This window comes from Arthrobacter sp. MMS18-M83 (genome assembly GCF_026683955.1).
Lineage (GTDB): Bacteria > Actinomycetota > Actinomycetes > Actinomycetales > Micrococcaceae > Arthrobacter.
The window spans coordinates 2,588,255-2,612,850 of record NZ_CP113343.1 but is presented as its reverse complement, the minus strand read 5'-3'; the positions used below and the strand labels follow the sequence as shown (position 1 = coordinate 2,612,850).

Sequence of the window (24,596 nt, the reverse complement as noted above, 5' to 3'; positions counted from 1 at the left end):
TGTCCAGATGGCTTATGGTCCCGATGTGTGATTCAAATGGCGTTCAGCAGGTCGAAGACTATTTCTTCTTGCTCGGGTCCTCAGTTCTTCCCTGCGTATTGATCCGCTACCTCGCGATGACCACGTTTCCTCAGGAGGTCGCACGCCTGATCACATTCCGCGCTTAGGTCCCTGATGAGGATCTTGGCTGAAGCAGGGCTTCTCGAGGCTGCAAGTTCGACGTAGTCGGCGAAGACGCCGAAAGCCCAGCGTCGCAGACTGTCGGCGCGCGGTAGGGTCTCGGCTGTGATCATTTTCTCGGTTGTGTTGCCGTGCACCAGGTCGTTCCTGAGTCGATAGGCGTCGGCCACATGCAGGAATTCGACATGATGTTTCGTTGCGATTTTGACAGCGATGCTGCGCACGGCAATTGCCGCGCCCTTACTTTGGAAATCGTCTGGGATGAGAAGGGATTCCACCGCACTGAAGACCGTGGGGATGATGATGCGCCAGTTCTCAGTGAGGGCCGCCACGTCGAGCCAGCTGATGCAAACATCCGCCCTGCTGCGCACATTAGGGCCCAGTCTGAGGTAGAGGTCCGAAAGGCCGCGGAGACTTGTGTTCCACTCTTCCAAACCGCTGAGATCCTCGGGGATCGGCGCTGGTTTCCTCCACCTGCCGCGCAACGTGATCGCACCTCCACAACGCTGGACGTGCGATCCATTGAGGCCAAAAAGGACCTGGTCCGGATAGATCTTGGCGGCAAAGCCGAACAGATACCGCTGTCTCACGAGGGCGAGGGCAATCGCGACACGTTCACGGGCGCGCTCAAGCATCAACTCGTCCGTCCCGGCAGTCACTTCGACAGCACATACCAATTCGGGACAGCTGGATCCCAGCCGCTCAAATGCGTCTTTCAGTTCCTTATCCTCTGAGAGCCGGAGGAACGTTGCGGGCCCCGCAACCGTCCCGTGCGCGAGACCAATATGCTCGATCCCCAGATAGACAGTGCGGGTAAGGGGTTTCCTAGCCATGCTGCCGAGGATATCTATCGCAGCTTCCTGCAGGGCAGGTGTCGACACCCTAGCGTTGTTCCTGAAATTCACTGCGTATTCGAAAAAGGAGCGCTCAAGTTCCTTCCGGCCAATATGCTCGAAGCGTGCATCCACAACCAGGCGCTCGACCACGGCGTCAAGAGCCTCTCTGGCTTCTGCTCCCAAGCCCCAGATCTTCTCATCAGGCGTCAGCTCTCCACATGAAGCTGCCAAAAAGGACGAGACCAGCTTTCTCAGGTCACGATCTATTCCATCAGGATTAATGTCCGTCCTAGCCACGCGCTAAGACTAACGGTGTTGGAGGCAACGCACCCTCCGAGGCGTTCGCAGCACGGAAACGACCAGAGTTGGCATCGCCAGCGCCGTTACGGCGGAGCGGAAAGAACTGATAGCACGCTTGAGGACCCCCCCCCCGCGGGCTGCCGGGCGACTGCCCCGTGGAGGACCGACTAATGGGCGGAGTCTCCTACTGCCCCACTCAAAGTCAGGATCTCGTCGACAACATGCGCGAGCGGGGCGGTGGCGTCGATCGCGATGCCACCTCGCGGAGTGTCCGCCTTCGTGCGATGCAACCGGAGTATGAGGTCCCGTTCCGCTTGCCGGCCCTGTCCTCCCCACTCGTCCTTCCGCCGGTCGTCGAGCCGGCGAGCCAAGGTTTCGGTGTCGATCTCGAGCACGAAGACGCCATCGAACAGGTCAATAAACTTCGCGAAGTTTCGCGATCCCCCACAGAAGAACGTCACCGCCTCGCGCTGATCTGCGACGAGCGCCTTCACTTTGTCGACCCGCCAAAGGTGGTGATCGTGAACGGCAAGACCAGTGACGTCCTCCATCGGTGCACCGGTCTCCGGATCACCCTGGTACGCGAGTTCGCGATCGCCGTGAACGACGTGGTAACCGCGCCTTGCCAACTCCTCGCACACAGAGGTCTTCCCGGTTCCGGAACCTCCTTCAATGAGGAAGTTTCTCCTGCCCATAGTGAATGGTAGTCAGACACCGGCGCCACGCGAGCGTTCGGGGATCCCTCAACGTGCATGCTGCACGTGGGCTGGTGTGAGCCAAGTGGAACGCAATGAGCCACCACTTACAGTTTGCGAGACTCGGCAGCGTGCGTCAGAGACTTTGGGGATTGCTGTCCGGAATCCGGGCTTCCGGGTTAGGCTCCCGGCATGAAGCTCCGCGGGCTACTTCTGATCGAGCTTGCGGTGCTGGCCATTGTCCTGGCCCTGGCTGTGTTTATCCGTGGGGGTGTCAGCACCATCTGCCCCGCGGTCGGGTACCCCTACACAGGCGATGTGGAGTTGGTGTTTGCACACGAGCCGACGTGGGTTGCGGCATGCTTCGGGGAAGGCTGCACCCCGGCCAAGGTGACCAGACACCCGGACGGCAGGTGGCTCCATGAGGCGGCCTCGTAGGGTGCGGCGGTTGAGCGGGTTGATTGCGCTCTGCGTCTCTTGCGTGGCCGTGGGCTGCGCGGTGGCCGTACCGGCTCCTTCGTCTACGTCGTCGTTGTCGGGTTCCACGTCGCGGTCACCACAGCCCAGTGGACCGCAGGTTGATGCCCTCGAGCCCTTCAGCAATGCTCGCATCGCCCACTTGTCTGCCCCGGTCCCTGCAAAGGAAATCACCGCTGGGGAGGCGGCGTCGGGCATCAGCATGCCCTGGAAGTTCCTTGGGTTCGCGGACGGAAACAAGGTGGCGACCGTCGCATACGTCGGCGGCGACGGAGACTGCACCACGCCAGCGGGCTTTTATGTCCATCCGGACGGGAATGACGTCACCGTCGAAGCTGCGAGCAGGGAAGCCGCAGGGCGGACTGCCTGCGCGGACAGCCTCAGAATGGGCCGCGCTGTCCTCCAGCTCCCGATATCGATCGGCGGCACAGTGCGCTTAGCGCACGCCGCCATCGACCCGCCCTGGAGCTCGCCCAACTTCTTCAGATAAAGGCAAAACCCGCGAAGGGGACTCGCGACCGTCGCGTCGAGTGTCCCCAACCGGACGGGCTCTGGCTGGATTCCATTGACAAGCTGCGGTCCAGCCGCTACTTCCGTCCATGCGCCCTTAGCGTCCGATTTTTTTTCCGTTTTCTGAAGCCCTTGAAGGTCTCTCGGGTCCTGTGCTAAACCAAACGGGTACCCGGCTGGGCACGCTTTCGAGAAGGAGGATCCATGTTCTACGCGAGAAGGACTGTTACCAAGGCCTCACCCAATAGCCTCGATACCGCGATCAAGGTCGTCCAGGAGCAAGTCATCCCCGCTGTCCAAGGAATCCCGGGTTTCATGGGCGGCTACTGGCTCGCTGACCGCGGTACCGGAGACGGTGTTGCGTTTACTTTCTTCGACAACAAGGAGGCGCTCGAGACAAGCCGACCGGCAGCGGACCAGATCCGGACCGGCGCCGCCCAGGCGATTGGCGCCGAGGTGGTATCGGTGGACCATTTTGACGTGCTGGCGAACACCGGCGAAAAGGTGCACGAGACCGCAACTCATGCTCGCATTGCGGAAGCCGGCGGCAGCGCAGATGCCGTTGAGACAGCCGCTAGACAGATCAATGAAAACGTCATCCCGGCGGCTCGCCAGCTCCCCGGTTTCCAGGGCGGCTTCTGGCTGATCAATCGCGACTCCAACCAAGCCACTGGCGTGACGCTCTTCGACTCCGCCTCGAGTCTCGAAGCCTCGCTCGCTCCCGCGGAGAAGATCCGCAGCGCAACTAACGACGCTGGCGCCATGGTGGGTGAGTTCCGCCACTACGAGATCATCGCGAGGGCGCTCACGCCGGCGAAGTCAACGTAATCATCGGACACTATAGCGAAGTTACGTCGGGCCGGCTGCCCGGAGCCACGTGGTTCCGGGCAGCCAGCCCCTTTTGGGGAGACCACAGATAGCGGAAAAATCCTACGCCAGGACGTCCGGGCAGTGTCCTGTAAGGGTTGGACCGGGACACTCCCTGTGGGACCTTCCCCGCCGATCAGCTGTCAGTTTCCGAAGTCGGCCGCCCAGATCATCGAAGTCCGCTTTGCAGGCGTCCGTTGAGGGATCGTCTAACGGGCCCCAGGAGTGACATTTATCGCTGCGATTCACCCCCTCGTCGTGGCATTGAGTTGTTCGTTGCCGAGTGCGGCAAGATGGCATGATGCCTCTTGCCAACCTGCTAACTAGCCTCATGGCACTTCCTCCATCGGGGTCGCGCGACGCGTATCTGCGGTTCCTGAATTCAGCGGGGGACGCCGGGTTGCACCGAAATGCCGGTCCGGAGCATGTCACAGGGTCCTGCTTCGTGTTTTCGCCTGAATTCGATCGTGTTCTCCTGTGCTTCCATCGCAAGGGGCAGTTCTGGGTACAGTTCGGCGGTCACGTCGAGTCAAAGGACGTATCGGTGGCGGAAGCTGCACAGCGGGAGGCCCGCGAGGAGTCCGGAATTAGCGACCTTGCCCTGCTTTCTCCCGGGATCGTGGATCTTGACCGACACGATCTGCATGCGGGATTCTCCTGTACTGCCCATTGGGATGTGGGGTTCGCTGCGGCCGCAGCCCCGGATGTCGAGATCGCCGTGAGTGATGAAAGCGAGGACGTCCGCTGGTTCCCGATCAACGAATTGCCAGTCCAAGTGCCGGCAGGCTTCCGCGCGCGCTTGGAACGCGCCCGGCGCACGGCGATGTCACTGATTGGGCCACGGATCGGCTGTTGAACAGCCGTGGCACCTGCGGGGCGTGAACTGACTCAGTGAGCAGCTGTTGGGGTCGGACGTCAGTGCACTCGGTAGTTGAAGCCCTCTTTATTGCCGACTGCCCGGCTTTCGCGGCTCCCCGCTCATACCGGTCAGACTGGTCTGAAACACTGAACTTGTCTTACTGGACGATCGCCGACCCCCTGATCGAGCTCCTACCGGAAGATGGTCAACCTGCTCGCTGGGTCGACGTTGGCTCGGATTGGCGGACTTTCCACAAACCGGATGCAACCGTGATAGCTCGGTTTGCAGAACAACAGCGCACCGTTGATCCTTACGGCTGCCGGCCCGCGGTCGAATGAAGGCATTGGGCACGGCGCCGACGTCCACGAGGTCCGTCCACGGGGCGGGAAAGACGACGACGAGCGCGCTCCTGCAGCAATTGCTGCCCAACGCGCGCGTCCTCGACGCTGAGAAGGTCGGCGAGGTGCTCATGGACATCAAGCCGGGACTTCCTGCATCGGACAACTTCCAGCACTGGGAGCCATGGCGAACACTCGTCGTCGAAACCGCCCGACGCGTGCTCGAGTACACCGGAGACACACTCGTAATGCCGATGACTGTGTTGGTCGAGAGCTACTGGCGGGAGATCAGCGATGGTCTTACCGGGCACGGCATACCGATCCAGCATTTCGTGCTCCACGCCGACCAGGCCACGCTCCACGAACGCATACAGAACGACAATGACCTCGGCCCCTCGACGTTCCGCTTCGCTTACTTGGAGCCATACGCCGTGGCAGCTCGTACCTGGCTGCACGATGAAGCCGAGGTCATCGACACCACGCACATCACACCGGACCAAGCCGCACGCCAGATCGCAGCTTCGGTGCTTGGTCGCTGAGAGCACGGAACAACCGGCATCCTTGTGGCGGGTGAAGGATACTTACCCAGCCTCACGGGAGCCCCGAGTATGCCCTTCCTGCAGCGGTCCGCCGACGCTTTCGAGGACCTCATGCGCGATGAGGCAGAGCTCCTCAGATGATCGTGGAACTGACTCCGCCCACTGAACGAGGCGCTTCGCAGTCGGATCCTGGAGATTTCCGAGGCGTCGCACCAACCACTTGCCGCTCCCAAGCCAGCTGCGGTTGGCGAAGAGCATCAGTTCCCCGGCGCGCTTATAGACGTCCGCGATGATGGCGAACTCCTCTCCGGGATCCGGGCATCCCTGGAGATCATCTATGGCTGCCGTGAGCCCGTATCGTAGGTCGGCTTGCTGTGTCGCGCCGATCGGCTCCGGACCTGCAGCCATCACCCCTTGCGCACGGGCCTGCAGCAGCGCCGTTGCGACATTGTCAACCAGTGGGATGCCGCCAGCCCACATGTCCAAGGCGACGGGCCGGCGCTGCTTCGTCTCCAAGGCGAACCACTCATCGATGCCCTCAGGGCCGTAGACAAACGATTCGACCAGCCAGCCGTCATGTCTGAGTGTTTCTGCGAAGCTCGCCGGACGGTCGTCGTAGTAGACCACGATGTCGAGATCAGAAGTTCTGGTCCCGCGGCCGAGCGCGATGCTGCCGGCTAATGCGGACGCGGCCGCTTCCGGGTGTACCTTCCTGACGAATGCTTGAGCCGATTTGAGGGCCCCGTCCAGTGCTGAAGTCATGCCATGAGCATAGGGTCACACCAACGAGCGCCGCGGGGTCGAACCGTGAATACGCCCGTTCACGGATCCTCACCGGACGCGAGACTTGAAGCGCCGCTTCCTCGAACTAGAGGATGCCTCTTTCTGCGGCGCCCACGATGCTCGACCCTGCAGTTTGCAGATACTCGACGTCGTTCATGTAGAGGTTCACGTGACCGGCGAGGTCGGATCTGCTCTGGCGTTGGGCCTCAGCGGCCGTGAACCGCGCCAAGTCTTCAAGCCGCTCCACTGCCACGATGAGCGCCTCTGAGGCGGTGAAGTCGGCGTAAGCGCCGAGCAGTCGCCCAAGTCGTCGGCCCTGATCCTCGCAGCTGATCCCGGGGCGGCCGTCCGGGTTCGTGGGTGCGGTGAGGGGACAGAGGCGGTAGGCAAGGTAGGCGACATCCCAGATCCGCGGGCCGGGCGAGATCGTGTCCCAGTCGATCACCGCGGAGAACTGGCCGTCCCTGCAGACGAAGTTGTACGGGGCAAAGTCATTGTGGCAGACCACCTCGGCCGGCTCGTGAACCGGCGTCTTCCAGACCGCATCCACGATGTTCAGCCCTGCTGTGGCGTCGTGGAACTCGCGTAGCCTGCCGGCTGCGGTCACCAGGAAGGAGTCCTCCCAGATCCACACGGGCATCGGGTACGAGGGAACCGAGCCCGGCACGAAGTCCAGGCTCTCCCGTCCTGCATCATCGATGTCATACGCCTGCGGAACCCCTTCGATTCCCTTGAGGTGCAGACGACGGAGGACCTCATGGACAGTGCTCGTCCAGGGACCACTGGGACGTCGCACCGTATCTCCGGCGCGGACCACTTCGTTCATGTTTCCACCGGAAAGCACTTCCTCCACGGAGCAACCTTACTTTCCGGCAGCCCCAGTCCTGCCTGAGCCTTGCGGTTGGGCTAATCAGAGACGGGTCGCAGCAACGGATCGGTCATTGAGGCGCCTGTATGGGGCTTCGGGCGGTGGAAGAATAGGTAGGCCGTCTGACGGCGCAAGCGTGAGCCCTGACCGCCGGGGCCGGCTGTCCCACAGGACAAACTTTCACCGGGACTCTCTGCGACATAGTTCCTGCCGGAGGCACGCGTCTGTTTTGATGGGCCGCATGGCAGTCTTCTTCTTTGACGGTGACCAGACGTTGTGGGATTTCCAGGCGATGATGAGGCGGGCCCTGGCAGCCACGATCGGCGAGCTCAGCAGGCTTCGGCCCGGGACCGGAGGAGACATGAGCGTCGAGCCATTCGTCACCGACCGGGAAGCCGTCGCGGAACGGTTGCGCGGCCACGTGACCAACCTTGAGCAGGTGCGGTTCGAGGCCTTCAGGCAGAGCCTCGCCCGCCTGCGATTGGGTGACGACGATCTCGCGGCCCATCTCAACGAGTTTTACCTGCAGCGCCGCTTCGCGGATGTGATGCTCTACGACGACGTCCTGCCGGTCCTAGCAGAGCTGCGACGAAACCACCATGTCGGCCTCCTGTCCAACGGCAACTCGTACCCGAAGCGCCTCGGCCTGGAGGATTGCTTCCAGGCCGCCGTCCTGTCCCAGGACCACGGCGTCGAAAAGCCAGATCGCCGGATCTTCGACATCGCCTCAGACCTGTTGCCCGGGGAACCTCGAATCATGGTTGGCGACTCGCTGGCCAACGACGTCGCCGGAGCCCAAGCAGCAGGGTGGACCGGAGTCTGGCTCAACAGGGAAGGCGCCGCGACACCGAAAGCCGCCCCGGACCTTATGATTCGAAGCCTGCACGAACTTCTCCCCATGGCGAAGGCATTGTGACCTCAGCATCCCAATGAAGGATCCCTAACGGGGACCCCAACCCGCCATTTCCCGGCTTTGACCGGACACTACCTGCCGAGCGGGGCTAGTGCATCGCTTTGGCCAAAGCATCCTTGAAACGCTGGGTGGCCTGATCGATCGTTCCCTCAAGAATGGACGGTTCGGTATGTAGTCCGAGGATGAGCTCGTCCATCTCGCGCAGCCCCGCTCGCTCCAGGAGCCGTTTCTCATTGGTGACCCACTCGCCGCGAGCTGCAAGCACGGCGTGTGCGGCCATCGCGCCGGATATGGCAAGGGAGCCGGCGAGCTCGGTGAGCTTTCCGCTGTCAACGTATGCGTTGCGCGCGTAGCCGAGCGTCATGTGTGCCCGATCAGTCCAAACCGGAGGGGCGGTCTCTAGGAGGAGTTGCGGGTAGTCCGTGTGCGGCAGAGTGCCGTGGAGGACGCGGTTGATGGCGAGTTCGGCGACGATCAGGTAGCTCGGGATCCCTGCTAGATGGAACATGAGCGGCTCAATATGGAAGCGGCCCTGGCGGGCCTCGGCCAGCTCGTGCTCGACAACGTCGAGGTTTCGGTCGTGGACGTCGACCCGACGGCCATCGATGTCCAGCCATGCCCCGCCGTTGAAGATCCCGCCACCCCAACCGCCGATCTCGGAGACCGTTCCTGGCCAGCCAAGTGCTCTCAGGTCATCTGGGTCGAAACGTTCCCGGTAGTACAGTGCGAAGTCCCAGTCGCTGGACGGGGCGTGGGTGCCAGTTGCACATGATCCGCCGAGGGATACCGCAAGCACCCCAGGAAGAGTGGCGAGACGATCAGCCACATGATCAACGAAAAATGTATCGTCCACAGCAGTACCTGTCATCCAAAGGGGGTGCATCAAGAAGCAACAGTACGCGCCGCCAAACCTGCGCGCCCGCGCCGGTCAAACTGGACGCAGCATGACTACACCGTCCGGTCCGGGATCCCTCACCGGGACAACTGCACCCAGTTTGTCATTCTCGAGAACGAGAAAGCCGAGAGTGCTCCGGCTCCATGAGGCGGCCTTGTAGGGTGCGGCGGTGGAGCGGGTTGGTTGCGCTCTGCGCCTCTTGCGTGGTCGTGGCTGCGCGGTGGCCGTACCGGCTCCTTCGTCTACGTCGTCGTTGTCGGGTTCCACGTCGCGGTCACCACAGCCAAGTGGACCGCAGGTGGATGCCCTCGAGCCCTTCAAACGCAGCGGAGCAGGGGGCGTTGGCACATACATCGTGCCCTCCCATTCCCATCTTCGGGCTGCTCTAATAAGCTCGCTGTGGGCTGGGAGCCTCCAGTTACCGCACCGTCGATGAGCCGGTTCCGGCCGCGCCGTCGGGAAGGAACACAGCTATGGCAACGTACAAGATCGGATACTTCGTCGGCAGCCTGTCAAGCCGATCCATCAACCGGGTCCTGTCCAACGCGCTCATCAGCGTTGCGCCGGAGGAGCTCGAATTCACCGAGATTCCCATCAAGGACCTGCCCCTGTACAGCTCTGACTACGACGCCGATTTCCCGCCTGCAGGCCGGGCGTTGAAGGACGCGATCGCCGAGTCGGACGGCATTCTGTTCGTCTCCCCCGAGTACAACCGTTCCATCCCCGGCGCCTTGAAGAATGCCATCGACTGGGGATCCCGGCCCTGGGGAACCAACTCCTTCGCCCGCAAGCCCACTGGCATCATCGGCACATCTCCCGGCAGCATCGGCACGGCCGTGATGCAGTCCTCCATGCGCAGCTGAGCTTCCTCGACGCGCCGCAACTGAGCGCTCCGGAGGCCTACATCAAATTCAATCCGGCGTCCTTCAACGAGGATGGATCCGTCCGGGACGATGGGACCGCGTCCCTCCTGCGCCACTACATGGAGGAGTACAGCGCGTTCGTCCAACGCGTCTTGGCCGCCAACGCTCCCGGGCACATTGGCGACGAGCACCCGGACGGCGCCAAGCTGACGCGATGATGTTGGCTTTGCCACCGCGTACTCCGCGCCGCAGCCGAGCCTGGACCTACCTGTGTGGTAATTTTCGCGAGGATCAGTAGCGGCTTGCCCATCATCGGGAGCCATGTCTTTCGAGGATTCCATGGTTTCTTTGCGTGCGCGGCTAAGGCGGGGAGCCACTGGCGTGGCTGCGGCATTGGGCGTCCTGGTTGTGATGTCCGGGCTGGCGGCGCCCGGCGCAGGGGCTGCCGTTACGGGCGGCTCCGCGATAACGCCAGTCGCCGTCGTCGGAACCTCCGCGAGGCCGACGGCGGCGGGCGCCTTCATTCCAATCTCACCTGCCCGGCTCCTGGACACGCGCAACAGCACACCCGCGGGCCCTGACTCTGCCGTTTCCTTCCAGGTGGGCGGCGTCAACGGAATCCCCGACTCGGTTTCAGCGGTCACCTTCAACCTCACGGTCACCGGCCCGCAGTCGTTTGGTTTCATCACCGCCTATGCCTCAGGAACCGACCGGCCGAACTCCTCCAACGTGAACTTCGCGAGCGGCCAGACCGTGCCGAACTCGGTAACCGTCCGGGTTGGCTCCGACGGCAAAGTCGCCCTGTTCAACCGGTCCCCCGGCAACACCCACCTCATCGCGGACGTCTCCGGCTACTACCTCCCCGGCACGCCGACGGTACCCGGCGCGTTCGTCCCGGTGGTCCCGGCCAGGCTCTTGGACACTCGACCCAACGCACCTGCGGGCCCGGACGGCACGGTGTCATTTCAGGTGGGCGGGGTGGGCGAGATCCCGGCAACAGTCTCCGCAGTGACCTTCAACCTCACCGTCGCGAACCCCACGTCGTTCGGTTTCATCGCGGCCTACGCTTCCGGAACCGAACGCCCAAATTCCTCCAACATCAACTTCGCAGCAGACCAGACGGTTCCAAACTCCGTCACCGTTCCCGTCGGCGTCGACGGCAAAGTCACCCTTTTCAACCGCTCCGCAGGCGCCACCCAGCTGATCGCCGACGTCGCGGGCTACTACCTCACCGGTGCCCCGAACACTCCCGGCGTGTTCGTCCCGGTGACCCCGGCCCGGCTCCTGGATACGCGAAGCATCGCGCCTGCGGGCCCGGACGGGACAGTGTCCTTCCGGGTCGGTGGCGTGAACGGAATTCCCGCCAATGCCGCGGCGGCCGTGTTCAACCTCACCGTCACTGGCCCGCAGTCGTACGGTTTCATCACCGCGTACGCCTCGGGAACCACACGGCCGAACGCCTCCAACGTGAACTTCGCCGGCGGCCAGACTATCCCGGGCTCCGTCACCGTCCCGGTTGGTTCCGACGGCAAAATCACCCTCTTCAACCGCTCCGCAGGCGCCACCCAGCTGATCGCCGACGTCGCGGGCTACTTCCTCGCCGGAACGTCAACCAGTTCTGCCCTCACGTGGGGCGACAACCAGTCCAGCCAGCTCGGCAACGGCACCACGCCCTACCTCGCGACTGCGGCGGCCATCGCAGGCCTCTCCGGAGTTAAGTCCTTCGCCGGGGACGGGTCCACGAGCTACGCGCTGCTGGGTGATGGAACGGTCCGGGCCTGGGGCCTCAACAGCCGGGGGCAGCTCGGCAACGGGACCACTTTGGACAGCAGCACTCCTGCCCAAGTCCCAGGCCTCACCGGAGTCACGTCGATAACCAGCAATGGGGGCACTGCGTACGCTCTTCTGAACGACGGAACCGTCCGCGCGTGGGGCGATAGTGCGTCCGGCCAGCTCGGCAGCGGCATCACCTCCAGCAGCACGCCGCTCCAGGTCCAGGGCCTCACGGGCGTCACCTCCATCACTGCCACCTACTACGGAGCCTTCGCCTTGCTAAGTGACGGAACTGTCCGTTCCTGGGGCGCCAACTTTGTGGGTCAGCTCGGCAATGGCACTACCGGCAGCGGCAGTGGATCCCCGGTCCAAGTTACGGGCCTCACCGGCGTCACCTCCATCACAGCCAGCGACTTCAGCGCCTATGCGTTGCTGGCTGACGGAACCGTCCGTGCCTGGGGCGACAATTCGAACGGGCAGCTTGGGACCGGAAATTCCGCCAACGTCAGCAACACCCCTGCCCAGGTCCAAGGGCTCACCGGCGTCACTTCGATCGCCGCCAGCAACTCCAGCGCGTACGCCCTGCTGTCCGACAGAACCGTGCGTTCTTGGGGCTCCAACGCGAGCGGCCAGCTCGGCAACGGGACTACATCAGCGAGCTACACCCCGGTCCGCGTCCAGGGCCTCAACAACGTAACGTCCATGACGGCCAGCGCAGGCACCGCATACGCGGTCTTGGGCGACGGCACCGCCCGCGCTTGGGGCTCCAACGCGAGCGGCCAGCTCGGCAACGGCACTGCCGCCAACAGCAGCATCCCCGTCCAGATTCAAGGCCTCACCGGAGCCGCCTCCATCACGGCTGACAAAGGGGATTCCAACAACACGGTGGCCTACGCCGTGCTGCGCGACGGGACTGTTCGGAGCTGGGGACTCAACCAATCCGGCCAACTAGGCAATGGCACCATCACTAACAGCAGCAGCCCGGGCCAAGTCGCCGGTCTTAGCGGAGTCGGTGCGGTTACGGCCGGCAGAGGGACCGCGTTCGCCTTGCTGGCGGACGGAACCATCCGCGCCTGGGGCGACGACTATAACCACCAACTCGGCGTCACTGGCACAACCTCCTTTAGCAGCGCGCCGGTCGGCATCCCGGGCCTCACCGGGGTGTTCGCTGGAGCCCAAGGCGCGAGTACCAAGTACGCGGCGCTGATCAACGGAACAGTGTGGGCTTGGGGCGGAAATGGCTTCGGCCAGCTCGGAGACGGCACCACCACCGACAGCAGCGTTCCCGTCCAAGTCAGTGGGCTCTCAGGGGTCTTATCCATCACCGCCAGCGGAAGCACCGCATACGCCCTGCTGGCCGACGGAACGGTGTGGGCTTGGGGAGACAACTCGTCCGGCCAGCTCGGAAACGGCACCACCAGCAACAGCACCACGCCGGTCCAAGTCCAAGGGGTTAGCACGGCCGCCTCGATCTCGGCCAACGGAGGCACCGCCTACGCTGTGCTGAATGACGGGTCGGTTCGCGCCTGGGGCAGCAATCAGTCGGGGCAGCTGGGCAACGGCACCAACACCGCCAGCAGCACGCCGGTCCAGGTCACCGGCCTCACAGGAGTCTCGTCCATCGCTGCCAGTTACGGCACGGCCTACGCCGTCCTGGCTGACGGGACCCTCCGAGCCTGGGGCTACAACGGTTATGGCCAGCTGGGCAACGGCACCAAGGCCAACAGCAACACCCCGGTCCAAGTCCCCGGCCTCAGCGGAACCGTGTCCGTCACGGCCAACGGTGGCACGGCCTACGCAGTGCTGGGCAACGGCACCGTTTGGGCTTGGGGTTTCGGAGGCTACGGCGAGATCGGCAACGGCTCCACCACCAACAGCAGCACCCCGGTCCAGGTCCAGGGCATCACCGGAGTGACGGCCGTAGCCGCCAGTGAAATCACGGGGTATGCCATGCTCAACGATGGGACAGTCCGGGCCTGGGGTGCCAACTGGTACGGCCAACTCGGCAACGGCACAATCACAAACAGCAGCACCCCCGTCCAGGTCCAGGGCCTCACCGGAGTCAGCTCGATGGCGAGCAGCATCTACGACGCATTCGCCTTGCTCAGCGATGGAACGGTCCGCGCGTGGGGTTACAACGCGCAGGGTCAACTCGGCAACGGCAGCACAGGCAGCAGCACCACGCCCGTTCAGGTCCAGGGCCTCGCCGGAGTGACGCGGCTCTGGCTGTAGTTTTTGTTTGGTCTCTGGACCTGCCTGGGGGCTCAATGCTTGGCGGCAATATCCGCCGAAATCAGCCCAGCGGTATGCACGATTTCGCCCCGGACTGACTCGATGTAAGCCGCGGGCTCGGGCTGCGCGGCGACGTTTTGGGCCTGGAGAGAGACGTTGACTGCGGCCACAACTTTCCCCGCGGCGTTGCGCACGGGGGCTGCAACGGACATGAGCCCCAGTTCCAGCTCTTGGTCCAGCAGGCACCATCCTTGTGCGCGCACGCGGTTCAGTTCGGCCAGAAGTTCCCTGCGGGATGTGATGGTCCGTGGCGTCAGGGCCTTGAACTCCACCGAGGACAGGTATTCGTCCAGCTTCTGCTGCGTCAGGCCGGCCAAAAGGACCCTACCCATGGACGTGGCGTAGGCCGGGAAGCGTGTCCCCACCGAGATGCCGACCGTCATGATCCGGCGCGTGGTCACGCGGGCCACGTAGAAGATGTCCGGCCCGTCCAGTACCGCGGCCGACGTCGATTCCCCAGTTTCAGCGAAAGGTCCTCAAGGTGCGGCTGCGCGAGTTGGGGCAGGGACAACGCCGACAGGTAGGAGTAGCCCAGCTGCAGCACCATCGCCGTGAGTGCGAAGGTCTTGCCGTCCGTGCGGACATAGCCCAGCTCAACCAGGGTGTGCAGGAATCGACGCGCCGTGGCGCGCGTCAGATTGGTGCGCGCCGCCACCTCGCTGAGCGTCATGACGGGGTTGGCCGCGTCGAAAGCACGGATCACGGACAAGCCGCGGGCCAGCGATTGTACGTACTGGTCACTCGCCTGGGGAGCACCTGCCTGGGGTGCTCCTGCCACTGCTGCGTCGGTCATGGTTACCAATCTTATTGGCGCGAACTGGCAACAAATGCCCCTTGAACTGCTTCCAGAGGGAATTTGCTGCCAGTTCGCGCTCCCGTTTAGACGCCGACGACGGCGCCGGCCGCCTTCAGCGGGACCGGCACCAGCGCTTGGAGTTCTTCGAAGGTGCAGCCGAACGTCTCACGCACGGTCACGCCGTCGGTCCCTATCAGGAAGACGGCTTTGTCCGTGTACACGCGGGTCACGCAACCGACGCCGGTGAGCGGGTAGCTGCAGGTATCGACGAGCTTGGACACGCCGTCGCGGGTCAGGAGCGTCATCATGACGAACACATCCTTGGCGCCGGTGGCCAGGTCCATCGCGCCGCCGACCGCCGGAATGGCGTCCGGTGCCCCGGTGTGCCAATTGGCGAGGTCGCCCGTCGCGGAGACCTGGAAAGCGCCGAGCACGCAGATGTCCAGGTGGCCGCCACGCATGATCGCGAAGGAATCGGCGTGGTGGAAATACGAGGCGCCGGGGAGTTCGGTGACGGGGATCTTGCCGGCGTTGATGAGGTCGCCGTCGATCTCCTCGCCCTTGGCTTCCGGGCCCATGCCCAGCATCCCGTTCTCGGTGTGGAGCGTGATGTTCTGCTCTTCCGTGAGGTAGTTGGAGACGAGCGTGGGCTGCCCGATGCCGAGGTTCACGAACGAGCCGGGAGCGATGTCCCGCGCCACGAGCCGCGCGAGATCGTCACGGCCGAGGGGTGTTGTTGAGGTTTGGTTGCTCATGTCAGGCCACCTTCACGATGCTGTTGACGTAGATTCCGGGGGTCACCACGTTCTCCGGATCCAGGGCGCCGGTCGGGACGATCTCCGACACCTGGGCGATGGTGTGCTTGGCCGCGGCGGCCATGATGGGGCCGAAGTTCCGGGCCGTTTTGCGGTAGACGAGGTTGCCCTTGCCGTCGGCCTTGAGCGCCTTGATGAGCGCGACGTCGGCGTGGATGGGCGTCTCGAACACCTGCCATTTGCCGTCCAGGAAGCGCGTATGTTTCCCCTCGGCGAGCATGGTGCCGTAACCGGTGGGAGTGAAGAACCCGCCGATACCGGCCCCGGCAGCCCGGATGCGTTCAGCCAGGTTGCCTTGCGGGACGAGCTCGAGCTCGATTTCCCCGGCCCTGTACTTGGCGTCGAAGTGCCAGGAATCGGACTGCCGCGGGAACGAGCAGATCATCTTCCGGACCCGCCCTTCCTTGATGAGCAGCGCCAGGCCCTGATCGCCCTGGCCGGCGTTGTTGTTCACCACGGTGAGGTCCGTGGCGCCGGAATCGAGCAGCGCGTCGATAAGTTCGAACGGCTGGCCGGCATTGCCGAAGCCGCCGATCATGACGGTGGAGCCGTCCTTGATGCCAGCGACTGCTTCGCCGACTGTGTCAATGAATTTCAGCATTGCCTTAGCCCTTAACCCCATGAGTAACGTTTTCAAGCACCACGGCCAGGCCCTGCCCGACGCCGATGCAAATCGCCGCGACACCCCAACGCTCACCGGAAGCCTCCAAGCTGCGGGCCAGGGTGCCCAGGATGCGTGTGCCGGAGGCGCCCAGCGGGTGTCCCATCGCAATCGCGCCGCCGTGTCGGTTCACGATCGAAGGATCGATCCCCCATGCATCAATGCAGGCCAGGGACTGCGCGGCGAAAGCTTCGTTAAGTTCGACGGCGCCCACCTGGTCCCAGCCAATGCCCGCCTTCGCGAGGGCCTTGTTAGCCGCTTCCACCGGCGCGTAGCCGAAGAACTGGGGGTCGTTCCCGTGCGCACCGCGGCCGGCGATGCGGGCCAACGGCTCCAGACCCAGCAGCCCGGCGGCACTCTCGCTGCCGATCCAAGCCGCGGAGGCGCCGTCGGACAGCGGCGAAGCGTTGCCTGCCGTCACTGTTCCGCCTGTGGTCTTACCTGCGGCGGCGTCCGAAGATTCGGGACGGAACACGGTCTTGAGCCCGGCGAGCTTTTCCGCCGTCGAGCCTGCCCGGATGCCTTCGTCACGGACCAACTCGGTGCCCGGAACCGGGGTCACCAACTGGTCGTAGAAGCCTTCGTCCCAGGCGGCGGCCGCGAGGTTGTGCGAGGCCGCAGCGAACTCGTCCTGCCGTTCCCGGGTGATCCCGTACTTCTCGCGCAGGCGCTCGGTGGCCTCCCCCAGGGAAATGGTCCAGTCCTTGGGCATGGCCGGGTTCACGAGGCGCCAGCCCAGGGTGGTGGAGGCCAGGGTCATGTCGCCGGCCGGGTACGGCTTGGACGTCTTGGGCAGCACCCAGGGCGCTCGGGACATGGACTCAGCGCCGCCCACCAGCATGAGCTCGGCGTCGCCGGCGTTGATCTGGCGGGAGGCGATGATCGCTGCGTCCAGGGAAGATCCGCACAGGCGGTTGACCGTGGTGCCCGGGATCGACGTCGGAAGCCCGGCCAGCAAGGTGGCCATGCGGGCGATGTTGCGGTTCTCCTCGCCGGCGCCGTTGGCGTTGCCGAACACTACCTCGTCGATGCGCTCAACATCCAAACCAGGTGCGCGCTTTACGGCTTCGCGCACCACGTGGGCTGCGAGATCATCCGGGCGCACCCCGGCAAGGCCCGAGCCGAACTTTCCAAAAGGTGTGCGTACGGCGTCGTACACGTAGGCCTGGTTCATGCGTTATCCATTTCTTTGAAGACCTGTTGCGCGGTCTTGAATGCGGTGTTGGCGGAGGGAACTCCGCAGTAGATGGCGGTCTGCAGCAGGATTTCCTTGATTTCGTCCCTGCTCAGGCCGTTGGTGATGGCGGCATGGATGTGCATGGCCAGTTCTTCCCAGTGCCCGTGCGCCACCATCGCCGTGACGGTCACCGCCGAGCGCATCTGCCGCGTCAGGCCCGGGCGGGTCCAAATGCCGCCCCACGCGATGCGGGTGATCATGTCCTGGAAGTCCTCGGTGAATTCGTCCTTCTTGGCGTTGGCACGGTCCACGTGCGCATCGCCGAGCACTTCACGGCGGACCACCATGCCGGCGTCGTAGATTTCCTCCGAGGTGGCGTCGCGCTGAACGGCGCCTTGCGAAGAATCAGCACTCATTTTCCGGCCTCCGTCATGAACGTCCGCATGAGGTCCGCGACGACGGCGGGCGCCTCCGCGGGCGCAAGGTGCCCGACGCCGTCGAGCGCAATAGCGATAGCGGTGCCGCCGGCTGTGTTGAATCCGGCGTTGATGCCGTCCGCCACTTCCTGAGCGAACGACGGCGGTGCAACAGTGTCCTCGACGCCGGCCAGCGCCTGCGTGGGGACGGTGATGCTGCCGAGCTCGGAGCGGACGTCAAAACCGGCGAGGGCCTCGCAGCAGAAGGCGTAGCTGAAACGGTCGGCGTCCCGCAGTGCGTGCAGGAGGCGGCTGCTGACCGCGGGCTGGCGGTCCATGAACCCGGGAGCGAACCAGCGCTGGGCTGATCCCTGGATCATCACCGCGGTGCCCTGCACGCGAACGGTTTCGGCCCGTTCGAGCCATCCCTCCGGCGTTCCGAGCTTCGCTCCGGTGCATTGCACGGACAGGCTCTTGAGCCTTTCTGCGTGCTTGATGCCCAATTGCAGCCCCGTGGCGCCGCCCAGGGAGTCCCCGGCATAGTGGAACACGGCGCCGGGAGCGATCGAGTCCACCAAGTCCACCACTGCGTCGGCCAGCTCGGCGACGCTGAACGTTTCGGCGGCAGCGGGCGAGACGCCGTGACCAGGCAGGTCCCAGCCGATGACGTCGAAGTCGTCGCCGAGGAGGGCTGCCGTCTCGGTCCACAGCACCGTGGACGTTCCGAGCGAGGGCCCCACCACCAGGAGTGGCTTCTCCCCCAGGGGGCGCTGCGGGGACAGCAACACGGCCTTGACGTTGGGCTTAGCCACGATCGGCTCCCTTCGGATTGGTGTTGGAAAATTCCGGGTAGGCGGCCAGGATGCGGCGACTGATCTCCGCAGCCTCGCCCACGTAGTTCGCCGGGTCCAGGAGCGCCCGCAGCTCCTCGTCGGACAGCTTGCTCGCTGGCACGGCCTCGCGAAGAAGCTCGGTGTAGATCCGGGATTGTTCTGCTGCGGGTGCTTGGAGGGTCTCGTCGACGACGGCCTGCAGCCGAGCCTTCGCTTCGGCCCTGTCTGCGCCGAGGAGCGGAGCAATGGAGGACGCCACGGCTTCGCTGAGCAGCAATGGCCCGGAGATTTCCAGGCTGCGACGCATCGCCTCGGGGAAGATGCGGAGTCCTTCGGCAAGCTCGCGGAGCTGGATGGCGGAGCCAAGGCTCAGGCGCAGCAGGCCCCTCACGGCCTGCCATTCGCTGTGCCAAGCACCGTCGGGGCGTTCGTCGTTGAAGTTCGTTGCTGCGAGGTGCAACTGAGCTGCCAACCCCGGAGCCTGGAGCGCCGCGCTGCGGATCAGCACGGACAACACCGGGTTCTGCTTTTGCGGCATGGCCGAGGAGACTCCGCGGCCTGCGGCAAGAGGTTCGCCCAGCTCGGCAACCTCGGGGCGGCTGAGGAAAAGCAGGTCCGAGGCGATCTTGCCGAAGGAGTCCGTCAGTGCCGCGAGGGAGTCGCCGAGTGCAGTGACGGCAAGCCGGTTGGTGTGCCAAGGCGCAGGGACGGGAGCCAGACCCAGCTTCCCGGCCAGGGCGTCTGCCAAGGCGAAGGGGCTCAACAGCGAGCCTTCCGTGAGCACGGTTGCCGAAGCCAGGGTGCCACCGGCCCCGCCGAACTGCACCGGCAGCTCCAACGACTCAAGGCGGCGGGCCGCGGCGGCCACTCCCTGGAACCACTGCGCCGCCTTGAGCCCGAAGGTGAACGGAAGCGCGTGCTGGGTCAGGCTCCTGCCTACGCACAGCGTGTCCGCATGCTGCTCCGCAAGGTCGGCGAGCGCCGTCGTCGTGCCTTTTACTTCGGCGAGAAGCGCGGAAACTACACGCCGAGCAAGCAGCATCAGGGCCGAATCCAGCACGTCTTGGCTGGTCAGCGAGGTGTGCACCGCAGCAAGTGCGCCGGCATCCAGCCCTTTGACCCTGCCCCGGAGGTCGGCAAGCAGCGGGATGACCGGGTTGGCGCCACCTTGGGCCCGTTCGGCGATGGACGCGGCGTCGTAGGCCCAGGATTCCGCGGCCTCGGCCACGACGGCGGCGGAACCGGCGGGCACGAAGCCCGCCTCTTCCAGCACGGCTGCCCAGGCGGTCTCGACGTCGAGGATGGCCGCGATGACCGCGCGGTCACCCGTCAGCGCCGCCACCGCGGACGACGCCGAAACCGGGCTGAGCAGCCCGAAATCGCCGTCGAGGCTCATCGGGAGGCGCCTTCGAAGTCGAGAAAGACAGTCTCGTCCCCGCCCTGCAGGCGCAGATCCCAGGTGAGGCCGCCATCCGGGTCGCGTCGGGCGATGAGCGTCTTGCGGCGCTCGGGATCGAGGGAGCTGAGCAGCGGGTCGGCCGCGAGAGCTTCCTCGTTTTCCGGCAAGTAGATGCGGGTGAACAGGCGGTTCATGAGGCCACGGGCAAAGACGGCGACGGAAATAAACGGAGCCGCCGCTGGTTTTCCGGGGACCGGGGAGGTGGGGCCGGGGTTGACCGTGGTGAACGTGAAAACGCCGGAGTTGCCTACCGCCGCGCGGCCCCAGCCGGTGAAGGTGTAGCCGTCACGGACCAGGGAGCCCGTGCGCTGGACCACGTTGCCTTCGGCGTCCGGCTGCCAGATCTCCAGGATGGCGTCCGGGATGGCTTCGCCGGCGCCGTCGTACACGGTGCCTTGAAGGCGGATGCTTCCGGCACTGCCCGGGGCGAGGAGTTCGTTGTCCTTATTAAAGGGGAGGGCGTAGCCGTAGAACGGGCCAACGGTCTGACCGGGTGTGGGGGTCAACTTGCTCATGTGCTTACTCCTCGTCCCCGGCGTCGCCAAAGGCTTCGTTTTCGGTCCAGGTCCGCTTCGACCCGCTCAGAATGATGTCCCAGTTGTAGCCGAGGGCCCATTCGGGGCTCGTCAGTTCGTGGTCGTACTTGGCCACGAGGCGGTCGCGGGCGTCTTGGTCCACGATCGACTGGTAGATGGGGTCCAGCGGGAACAACTGGTCGCCCGGGAAGTACATCTGGGTGACGATGCGCTGCGTGAAGTCCGTGCCGAACATGGAAAAGTGGATGTGTGCCGGACGCCAGGCGTTGAGGTGGTTCTTCCACGGGTAGGCGCCGGGTTTGATGGTGGTGAAGCGGTAGGAGCCGTCCGGTCCGGTGATGCAGCGTCCGACGCCGGTGAAGTTCGGGTCGAGCGGGGCGGGGTGCTGGTCGCGCTTGTGGATGTAGCGGCCGGCGGCGTTTGCCTGCCAGATCTCCACGAGCTGACCGGCAACCGGGCGGCCGTCGCCGTCGAGCACTTTGCCCTGCACGATGATCCGCTCGCCTTGGGGCTCGCCGTTGTGCTGGATGGTCAGGTCCGATTCCAGGGCGTGTACGTCCTGGTGCCCGAACGCCGGCGAGTACAGCTCGATGGTCTCAGGGTCCGCGTGGTGCAGGTTCTTGGTGGGGTGGCGCAGGATGCTGCTGCGATATGGCGCGAAGTCCAGGCGGGGCTGCGTCTCCGGTGCGGCACCGTTCTTGAGCGCTTGGGCGTACGCGTCGCCGATGGCTTTGATCTCGGCGCTGAGATCCGATTGGGTTTCGACGGCGGCGTCCGACGGCGCGTGGGCGGCGTGCGGTTCTGCCGCCGGTACGAGCTCGTCGTCTTGGTAGTGCCCGGCATTTGCGTCTAGCAGCACGGCCGGCTCCTTTCGGGTGGTTGCTTTCCTTGTTTCTGCGTGCGTTTCTGTTTAGCGGTGCACGCGGTGGGCGTGAAGCGAGTCGTACTGGACGGCGTGCCGCACCGGGGCATTGGGGGCGCCGTAGCCGTCGTAGTTGCCGCGGCGTTCCACCATTTCGAAGAACACGCTGCCCACCGTGGCGGTATAGAAGTGCAGGAATTCACCGTTGGCGTCCCTGTCGTAGAGAAGGTTCAATTCCTTCAGGGTGGCAAGGAAAGCAGGCTCCAGGGCGAAGCGAGCATCCAGGTCCTCGTAGTAGTTGGCCGGGATCTGGAGGAACTCCAGTCCGCGTGCCTGCGCCGCCCGGGCCGTGGCCACGAGGTCATCCACCGCGAAGGCGATGTGTTCCTGGTAGCTCTTGCGGGCGCCGTTGCCTTGCTGGCCGGGTTCTTGCTGGCCGGGTTCCTGCTGAAGCAACGGAGCAAGGTTCAGCACCAGGCGCACGCCACGGTCGGAAGTCACCATGACCTGCGAGCGCACCAGGCCGCTGGGGCTTGGCACTTCGGCGAACGGCTGCGGTTCCAGGGCAAGGGCACTCGTATAGAAGAGGACGGCTTCGTCGAAGTGCTGCCAGGGCTGGGCCAGGTTCACGTGGTCGATCACCGCTTGCGTTCCCGCTGAAGGATGTTCAAGGCCTTCGCCAAACTCGCGAGTCCAGGCGGCGGTGCCGTCCGGGCTGCCTTGGCACAGGAAGATCTCGGTAGAGTCCGGGGCTGCGATGCCTTGGAACACTTCCTCGTCCGCCTGGACCTTGCGCGGTACCACGGGTGCCTTGAGTTGCTGGGCGCGGGCCGAGGCAATCACGGGAGAGTCGACGTCGAACCCCAACGCCGCGACGGCGGGTTCACTGTGTGACGGCGCCTGTTCGTTGATGATGACGCGTGCCTGGCCCATGGACCACAGCTGCACGTCCTTGGTCCGGTGCCGGCCGTCGAATTCGAAGCCGAGCTGGCCAAGAAGCGTCTCGAGCTGTGCGGGCTCATCCGTTTTGACTTCGGCGAAGTTGAAACCGGCCGGTTCCGCCACCTTGGGCAGGGTGGCCAGTTCCATGGGATAACGACGGCGGCTGGCGGCGTTGGCGGGCGAGTCACCGCTGGCGCCTCCCGGCGCTCCTCCCTGTGTAAAGGAGGACGCGTTCGCGTCGAGCCATTTGGCACTCTGTTCCTCAAGCCAGATCAGCGAGCGCATCGCGTCGACGGCGGTGCGCTCCACATCCGATTGGCGGAAGACGTCGTTGAAGACTTCCAGCGAGACCGGACCGGAGTAGCCTGCACGGGCAACGTGGCCCATGAACTTGGCAAGCTCGAATTGTCCTTCGCCCGGGAACACGCGGTAGTGGCGGCTCCAGGACAGCACGTCCATGGAGAGTTTCGGGGCGTCGGCCACTTGGACGAAGAAGATCTTCCCGGGCTTGATGGCCTCGATGGGTGCGGTATCCCAGTCGCGGGAAAGGATGTGGAAGGAGTCCAGGCAAGTGCCTAGGTTGGGGTGGTCCACGGCTTCCACCAAACGGTGAGCGTGCTCGTAGTCGTTGACGTATTTGCCCCAAGCGAGTGCCTCGTACGCCACCTTGACGCCGTGGTCCCCGGCCAACTCCGCCAGGCGGGAGAGCTGCTCGGCGCGGAGGTCGTCGTCGTCGATCGTGGCAGTTCCAACGTTGGTGCACACCAGGATGGTGTCCATGCCAAGGCGGGACATGAGCCTGAACTTGGCGTCTGCCCGTCGCAGGTTTTCCTGGAGGATGTCCTCGGCGACACTGTCGAAGTCGCGGAACGGCTGGTAGAGATCCAGGCCGAGTCCAAGGTCCGCGGCCATCTTCCGCACGTCCTCCGGGCTGAGCGGCGAGGTGACGAGGTCCTGTTCGAAGATCTCGATGCCGTCGAAGCCCGCGATGGCGCAGGCCTGCATCTTTTCCTTGAGCGTGCCGGACAGGCAGACTGTGGCGATTCCCGTGCGCATCAGTGCCCCGCCCCGGCGAGAGCCTTGCCGGCCTCTGACCCTTCAACCTTGGCTTCCTCGGCGCCCACCAGCTCAAGGAAGTGTGCCCGCATTCGTTCCGGATCGGCGTCGCGGCCTGTGAAGATGCGGAAAGCGTCGGCTGCCTGGCCCACGGCCATGCGTCCGCCGTCGAGCACGCGGCAGCCCTTGGCCCGGGCCTCGAGCACCAGCTGGGTCTCGATGGGGCGGTAGACGATGTCAGCCACCCAATGTCGGGCTTCGACGAGGGACATGTCCAGTGGGAGGCCTGGATGCGCGGCCATGCCCACCGGTGTGCAGTGCACCAGACCGTCGGCAAGCGGCATCAGCTGCGGTAGCTCCGCCGTCGTGCGTGCCGTAACAGTGCTGCCCGGGAACAGCCCGGCGAGTTCCGCCGCCCGTTCGGCGCAGCGCGCGGGATCCACGTCTACAAGGTCCAGCGTCCTGACGCCCGCGGAAAGCAGGGCGTATGCGACGGCGGAGCCGGCACCCCCGGCGCCCAACTGAACGACGCGGTCCAGGCCGGCGTCGGGAAGGCCGCTGGCCAAAGCGGAACCGAAGCCGGAGAAGTCTGTGTTGTGGCCAATGAATCGGCCGTCCTGGATCAGAACGGTGTTCACAGCGCCGAGCCGCTGGGCGTCCTCGGAAATCTCGTCCAGGAACGGCAGGACCAGCTGCTTGCACGGATGCGTGATGTTGAGGCCGTTGTAACCGAGCCGGGAAGCTGCAGTCAGGAGATCGCCGACGGCGGAGCCGGGCAGGGAGAGCTCCAGCAGGTCGATGGGCCGGTACAGGTAGCGCAGCCCCTGTACGTCGGCCTCCCTCTCGTGCATGGGCGGCGTCAGAGAAGGCGTCACGCCTTCGCCAATAAGGCCCACCAAGAAGGATTCGGCTCGGTTGCTCATGCTCATTGCTCCTTTGACAACTGCACCCGCGGATGGGCCTTCTCCGGAGTCCTTTGGGACGTCCGAAGTGAGCTGCTCCGCCGGGCGGTATGAATCAGACTACACAAATTGTTCACATATTGCACTAGTGTT

At 64.5% G+C, this 24,596-nt stretch carries 22 protein-coding genes and 2 pseudogenes; 8 read left to right on the top strand and 16 right to left on the bottom strand.

Annotation, left to right across the window (positions count from 1 at the left end):
• Positions 1-80: 80 nt before the first annotated feature.
• Together OW521_RS12280 and OW521_RS12275 are read right to left on the bottom strand one after the other, a co-directional pair.
• Positions 81-1,313: a hypothetical protein gene (locus tag OW521_RS12280; protein WP_268019922.1), complete on the bottom strand. Its 1,233-nt coding sequence runs from the start codon at positions 1,311-1,313 to the stop codon at positions 81-83.
• Between the two features lie 170 nt (positions 1,314-1,483).
• Positions 1,484-1,957: a nucleoside kinase gene (locus OW521_RS12275; RefSeq protein WP_268019921.1), complete on the bottom strand. Its 474-nt coding sequence runs from the start codon at positions 1,955-1,957 to the stop codon at positions 1,484-1,486.
• A 246-nt stretch (positions 1,958-2,203) separates the two neighbouring features.
• On the opposite strand from OW521_RS12275, the gene OW521_RS12270 reads away from it, so the two are divergent.
• The 5 genes from OW521_RS12270 to OW521_RS12250 all read left to right on the top strand — a co-directional run bounded on the left by OW521_RS12270 (position 2,204) and on the right by OW521_RS12250 (position 5,601).
• Positions 2,204-2,449, top strand: coding sequence for a hypothetical protein (locus OW521_RS12270; RefSeq protein ID WP_268019920.1), 246 nt, complete (start codon positions 2,204-2,206; stop codon positions 2,447-2,449).
• A gap of 10 nt (positions 2,450-2,459) precedes the next feature.
• Entirely contained in the window at positions 2,460-2,978 is a 519-nt protein-coding gene (locus OW521_RS12265; RefSeq protein WP_268019919.1) for a hypothetical protein, read from the top strand.
• Positions 2,979-3,202: 224 nt separating this feature from the next.
• Positions 3,203-3,826, top strand: a complete 624-nt coding sequence (locus OW521_RS12260) for a hypothetical protein (protein ID WP_268019918.1) — start codon at positions 3,203-3,205, stop codon at positions 3,824-3,826.
• 337 nt (positions 3,827-4,163) lie between these two features.
• Positions 4,164-4,721, top strand: coding sequence for an NUDIX hydrolase (locus tag OW521_RS12255; protein WP_326493953.1), 558 nt, complete (start codon positions 4,164-4,166; stop codon positions 4,719-4,721).
• Positions 4,722-5,067: 346 nt separating this feature from the next.
• Positions 5,068-5,601: an AAA family ATPase gene (locus OW521_RS12250; RefSeq protein WP_268019917.1), complete on the top strand. Its 534-nt coding sequence runs from the start codon at positions 5,068-5,070 to the stop codon at positions 5,599-5,601.
• Positions 5,602-5,643: 42 nt separating this feature from the next.
• Here OW521_RS12250 and OW521_RS12245 read toward each other — a convergent pair whose 3' ends face one another.
• Both OW521_RS12245 and OW521_RS12240 read right to left on the bottom strand, forming a co-directional pair.
• A complete protein-coding gene (locus OW521_RS12245; RefSeq protein WP_268019916.1) occupies positions 5,644-6,363 on the bottom strand; it encodes a nucleotidyltransferase domain-containing protein in 720 nt (239 codons plus the stop codon).
• A gap of 106 nt (positions 6,364-6,469) precedes the next feature.
• On the bottom strand, positions 6,470-7,210 hold the full coding sequence (locus tag OW521_RS12240) for a phosphotransferase (protein ID WP_268019915.1): 741 nt from the start codon (positions 7,208-7,210) through the stop codon (positions 6,470-6,472).
• Between the two features lie 283 nt (positions 7,211-7,493).
• Between OW521_RS12240 and OW521_RS12235 the strand changes: the two genes are divergently transcribed.
• Complete coding sequence (locus OW521_RS12235) at positions 7,494-8,168, top strand: HAD family hydrolase (protein ID WP_268019914.1); 675 nt, start codon at positions 7,494-7,496, stop codon at positions 8,166-8,168.
• A gap of 85 nt (positions 8,169-8,253) precedes the next feature.
• Here the strand turns inward: OW521_RS12235 and OW521_RS12230 are convergent, their stop codons facing one another.
• Entirely contained in the window at positions 8,254-9,018 is a 765-nt protein-coding gene (locus OW521_RS12230) for a nucleotidyltransferase domain-containing protein (RefSeq protein WP_268019913.1), read from the bottom strand.
• 515 nt (positions 9,019-9,533) lie between these two features.
• On the opposite strand from OW521_RS12230, the pseudogene OW521_RS12225 reads away from it, so the two are divergent.
• Together OW521_RS12225 and OW521_RS12220 are read left to right on the top strand one after the other, a co-directional pair.
• Positions 9,534-10,141 (top strand): annotated as a pseudogene (locus OW521_RS12225) (NADPH-dependent FMN reductase).
• A gap of 121 nt (positions 10,142-10,262) precedes the next feature.
• Entirely contained in the window at positions 10,263-13,928 is a 3,666-nt protein-coding gene (locus tag OW521_RS12220) for an RCC1-like domain-containing protein (RefSeq protein WP_268019912.1), read from the top strand.
• 32 nt (positions 13,929-13,960) lie between these two features.
• Here the strand turns inward: OW521_RS12220 and OW521_RS12215 are convergent.
• The 11 genes and pseudogenes from OW521_RS12215 to OW521_RS12165 form a co-directional block, all read right to left on the bottom strand.
• A pseudogene (locus OW521_RS12215) lies at positions 13,961-14,781 on the bottom strand (IclR family transcriptional regulator domain-containing protein).
• An 86-nt stretch (positions 14,782-14,867) separates the two neighbouring features.
• Positions 14,868-15,539 (bottom strand): 3-oxoacid CoA-transferase subunit B, encoded by a 672-nt coding sequence (locus tag OW521_RS12210; RefSeq protein WP_268019911.1) that lies wholly within the window; start codon positions 15,537-15,539, stop codon positions 14,868-14,870.
• Position 15,540: 1 nt separating this feature from the next.
• Positions 15,541-16,200 (bottom strand): 3-oxoacid CoA-transferase subunit A, encoded by a 660-nt coding sequence (locus tag OW521_RS12205; RefSeq protein ID WP_268019910.1) that lies wholly within the window; start codon positions 16,198-16,200, stop codon positions 15,541-15,543.
• 4 nt (positions 16,201-16,204) lie between these two features.
• The gene (locus tag OW521_RS12200) at positions 16,205-17,434 is read right to left on the bottom strand and encodes a thiolase family protein (protein WP_268019909.1); all 1,230 of its coding nucleotides are present in this window, start codon (positions 17,432-17,434) and stop codon (positions 16,205-16,207) included.
• Positions 17,431-17,853 carry a 4-carboxymuconolactone decarboxylase gene (gene pcaC, locus OW521_RS12195; RefSeq protein ID WP_268019908.1) on the bottom strand — a complete coding sequence of 141 codons (423 nt, stop codon included), beginning with the start codon at positions 17,851-17,853 and terminating at the stop codon, positions 17,431-17,433. Before pcaC ends, OW521_RS12200 begins: the two co-directional genes overlap by 4 nt.
• On the bottom strand, positions 17,850-18,665 hold the full coding sequence (locus tag OW521_RS12190) for an alpha/beta fold hydrolase (protein ID WP_268019907.1): 816 nt from the start codon (positions 18,663-18,665) through the stop codon (positions 17,850-17,852). The genes pcaC and OW521_RS12190 overlap by 4 nt, the downstream gene beginning before the upstream one ends.
• On the bottom strand, positions 18,658-20,082 hold the full coding sequence (locus OW521_RS12185; RefSeq protein ID WP_268019906.1) for a lyase family protein: 1,425 nt from the start codon (positions 20,080-20,082) through the stop codon (positions 18,658-18,660). Before OW521_RS12185 ends, OW521_RS12190 begins: the two co-directional genes overlap by 8 nt.
• Complete coding sequence (gene pcaG / locus OW521_RS12180; RefSeq protein ID WP_268019905.1) at positions 20,079-20,660, bottom strand: protocatechuate 3,4-dioxygenase subunit alpha; 582 nt, start codon at positions 20,658-20,660, stop codon at positions 20,079-20,081. Before pcaG ends, OW521_RS12185 begins: the two co-directional genes overlap by 4 nt.
• A gap of 4 nt (positions 20,661-20,664) precedes the next feature.
• A complete protein-coding gene (pcaH, locus tag OW521_RS12175) occupies positions 20,665-21,537 on the bottom strand; it encodes a protocatechuate 3,4-dioxygenase subunit beta (protein WP_268025851.1) in 873 nt (290 codons plus the stop codon).
• A gap of 54 nt (positions 21,538-21,591) precedes the next feature.
• The gene (locus OW521_RS12170; protein ID WP_268019904.1) at positions 21,592-23,541 is read right to left on the bottom strand and encodes a bifunctional sugar phosphate isomerase/epimerase/4-hydroxyphenylpyruvate dioxygenase family protein; all 1,950 of its coding nucleotides are present in this window, start codon (positions 23,539-23,541) and stop codon (positions 21,592-21,594) included.
• Positions 23,541-24,464 carry a shikimate dehydrogenase gene (locus tag OW521_RS12165; RefSeq protein ID WP_268019903.1) on the bottom strand — a complete coding sequence of 308 codons (924 nt, stop codon included), beginning with the start codon at positions 24,462-24,464 and terminating at the stop codon, positions 23,541-23,543. The genes OW521_RS12170 and OW521_RS12165 overlap by 1 nt, the downstream gene beginning before the upstream one ends.
• Positions 24,465-24,596: the final 132 nt, after the last annotated feature.

Bases quoted from the DNA above. Each gene is read 5' to 3' on its own strand.
- OW521_RS12185 (WP_268019906.1), bottom strand. From the start codon at position 20,082: ATGAGCCTCGACGGCGATTTCGGGCTGCTCAGCCCGGTTTCGGCGTCG.
- OW521_RS12255 (WP_326493953.1), top strand. From the start codon at position 4,164: ATGATGCCTCTTGCCAACCTGCTAACTAGCCTCATGGCACTTCCTCCA.
- pcaG (WP_268019905.1), bottom strand. From the start codon at position 20,660: ATGAGCAAGTTGACCCCCACACCCGGTCAGACCGTTGGCCCGTTCTAC.
- OW521_RS12165 (WP_268019903.1), bottom strand. From the start codon at position 24,464: ATGAGCAACCGAGCCGAATCCTTCTTGGTGGGCCTTATTGGCGAAGGC.
- OW521_RS12210 (WP_268019911.1), bottom strand. From the start codon at position 15,539: ATGAGCAACCAAACCTCAACAACACCCCTCGGCCGTGACGATCTCGCG.
- OW521_RS12205 (WP_268019910.1), bottom strand. From the start codon at position 16,200: ATGCTGAAATTCATTGACACAGTCGGCGAAGCAGTCGCTGGCATCAAG.
- OW521_RS12200 (WP_268019909.1), bottom strand. From the start codon at position 17,434: ATGAACCAGGCCTACGTGTACGACGCCGTACGCACACCTTTTGGAAAG.
- OW521_RS12170 (WP_268019904.1), bottom strand. From the start codon at position 23,541: ATGCGCACGGGAATCGCCACAGTCTGCCTGTCCGGCACGCTCAAGGAA.
- OW521_RS12260 (WP_268019918.1), top strand. From the start codon at position 3,203: ATGTTCTACGCGAGAAGGACTGTTACCAAGGCCTCACCCAATAGCCTC.
- pcaC (WP_268019908.1), bottom strand. From the start codon at position 17,853: ATGAGTGCTGATTCTTCGCAAGGCGCCGTTCAGCGCGACGCCACCTCG.
- OW521_RS12220 (WP_268019912.1), top strand. From the start codon at position 10,263: ATGGTTTCTTTGCGTGCGCGGCTAAGGCGGGGAGCCACTGGCGTGGCT.
- OW521_RS12235 (WP_268019914.1), top strand. From the start codon at position 7,494: ATGGCAGTCTTCTTCTTTGACGGTGACCAGACGTTGTGGGATTTCCAG.
- OW521_RS12270 (WP_268019920.1), top strand. From the start codon at position 2,204: ATGAAGCTCCGCGGGCTACTTCTGATCGAGCTTGCGGTGCTGGCCATT.
- OW521_RS12245 (WP_268019916.1), bottom strand. From the start codon at position 6,363: ATGACTTCAGCACTGGACGGGGCCCTCAAATCGGCTCAAGCATTCGTC.
- OW521_RS12240 (WP_268019915.1), bottom strand. From the start codon at position 7,210: ATGAACGAAGTGGTCCGCGCCGGAGATACGGTGCGACGTCCCAGTGGT.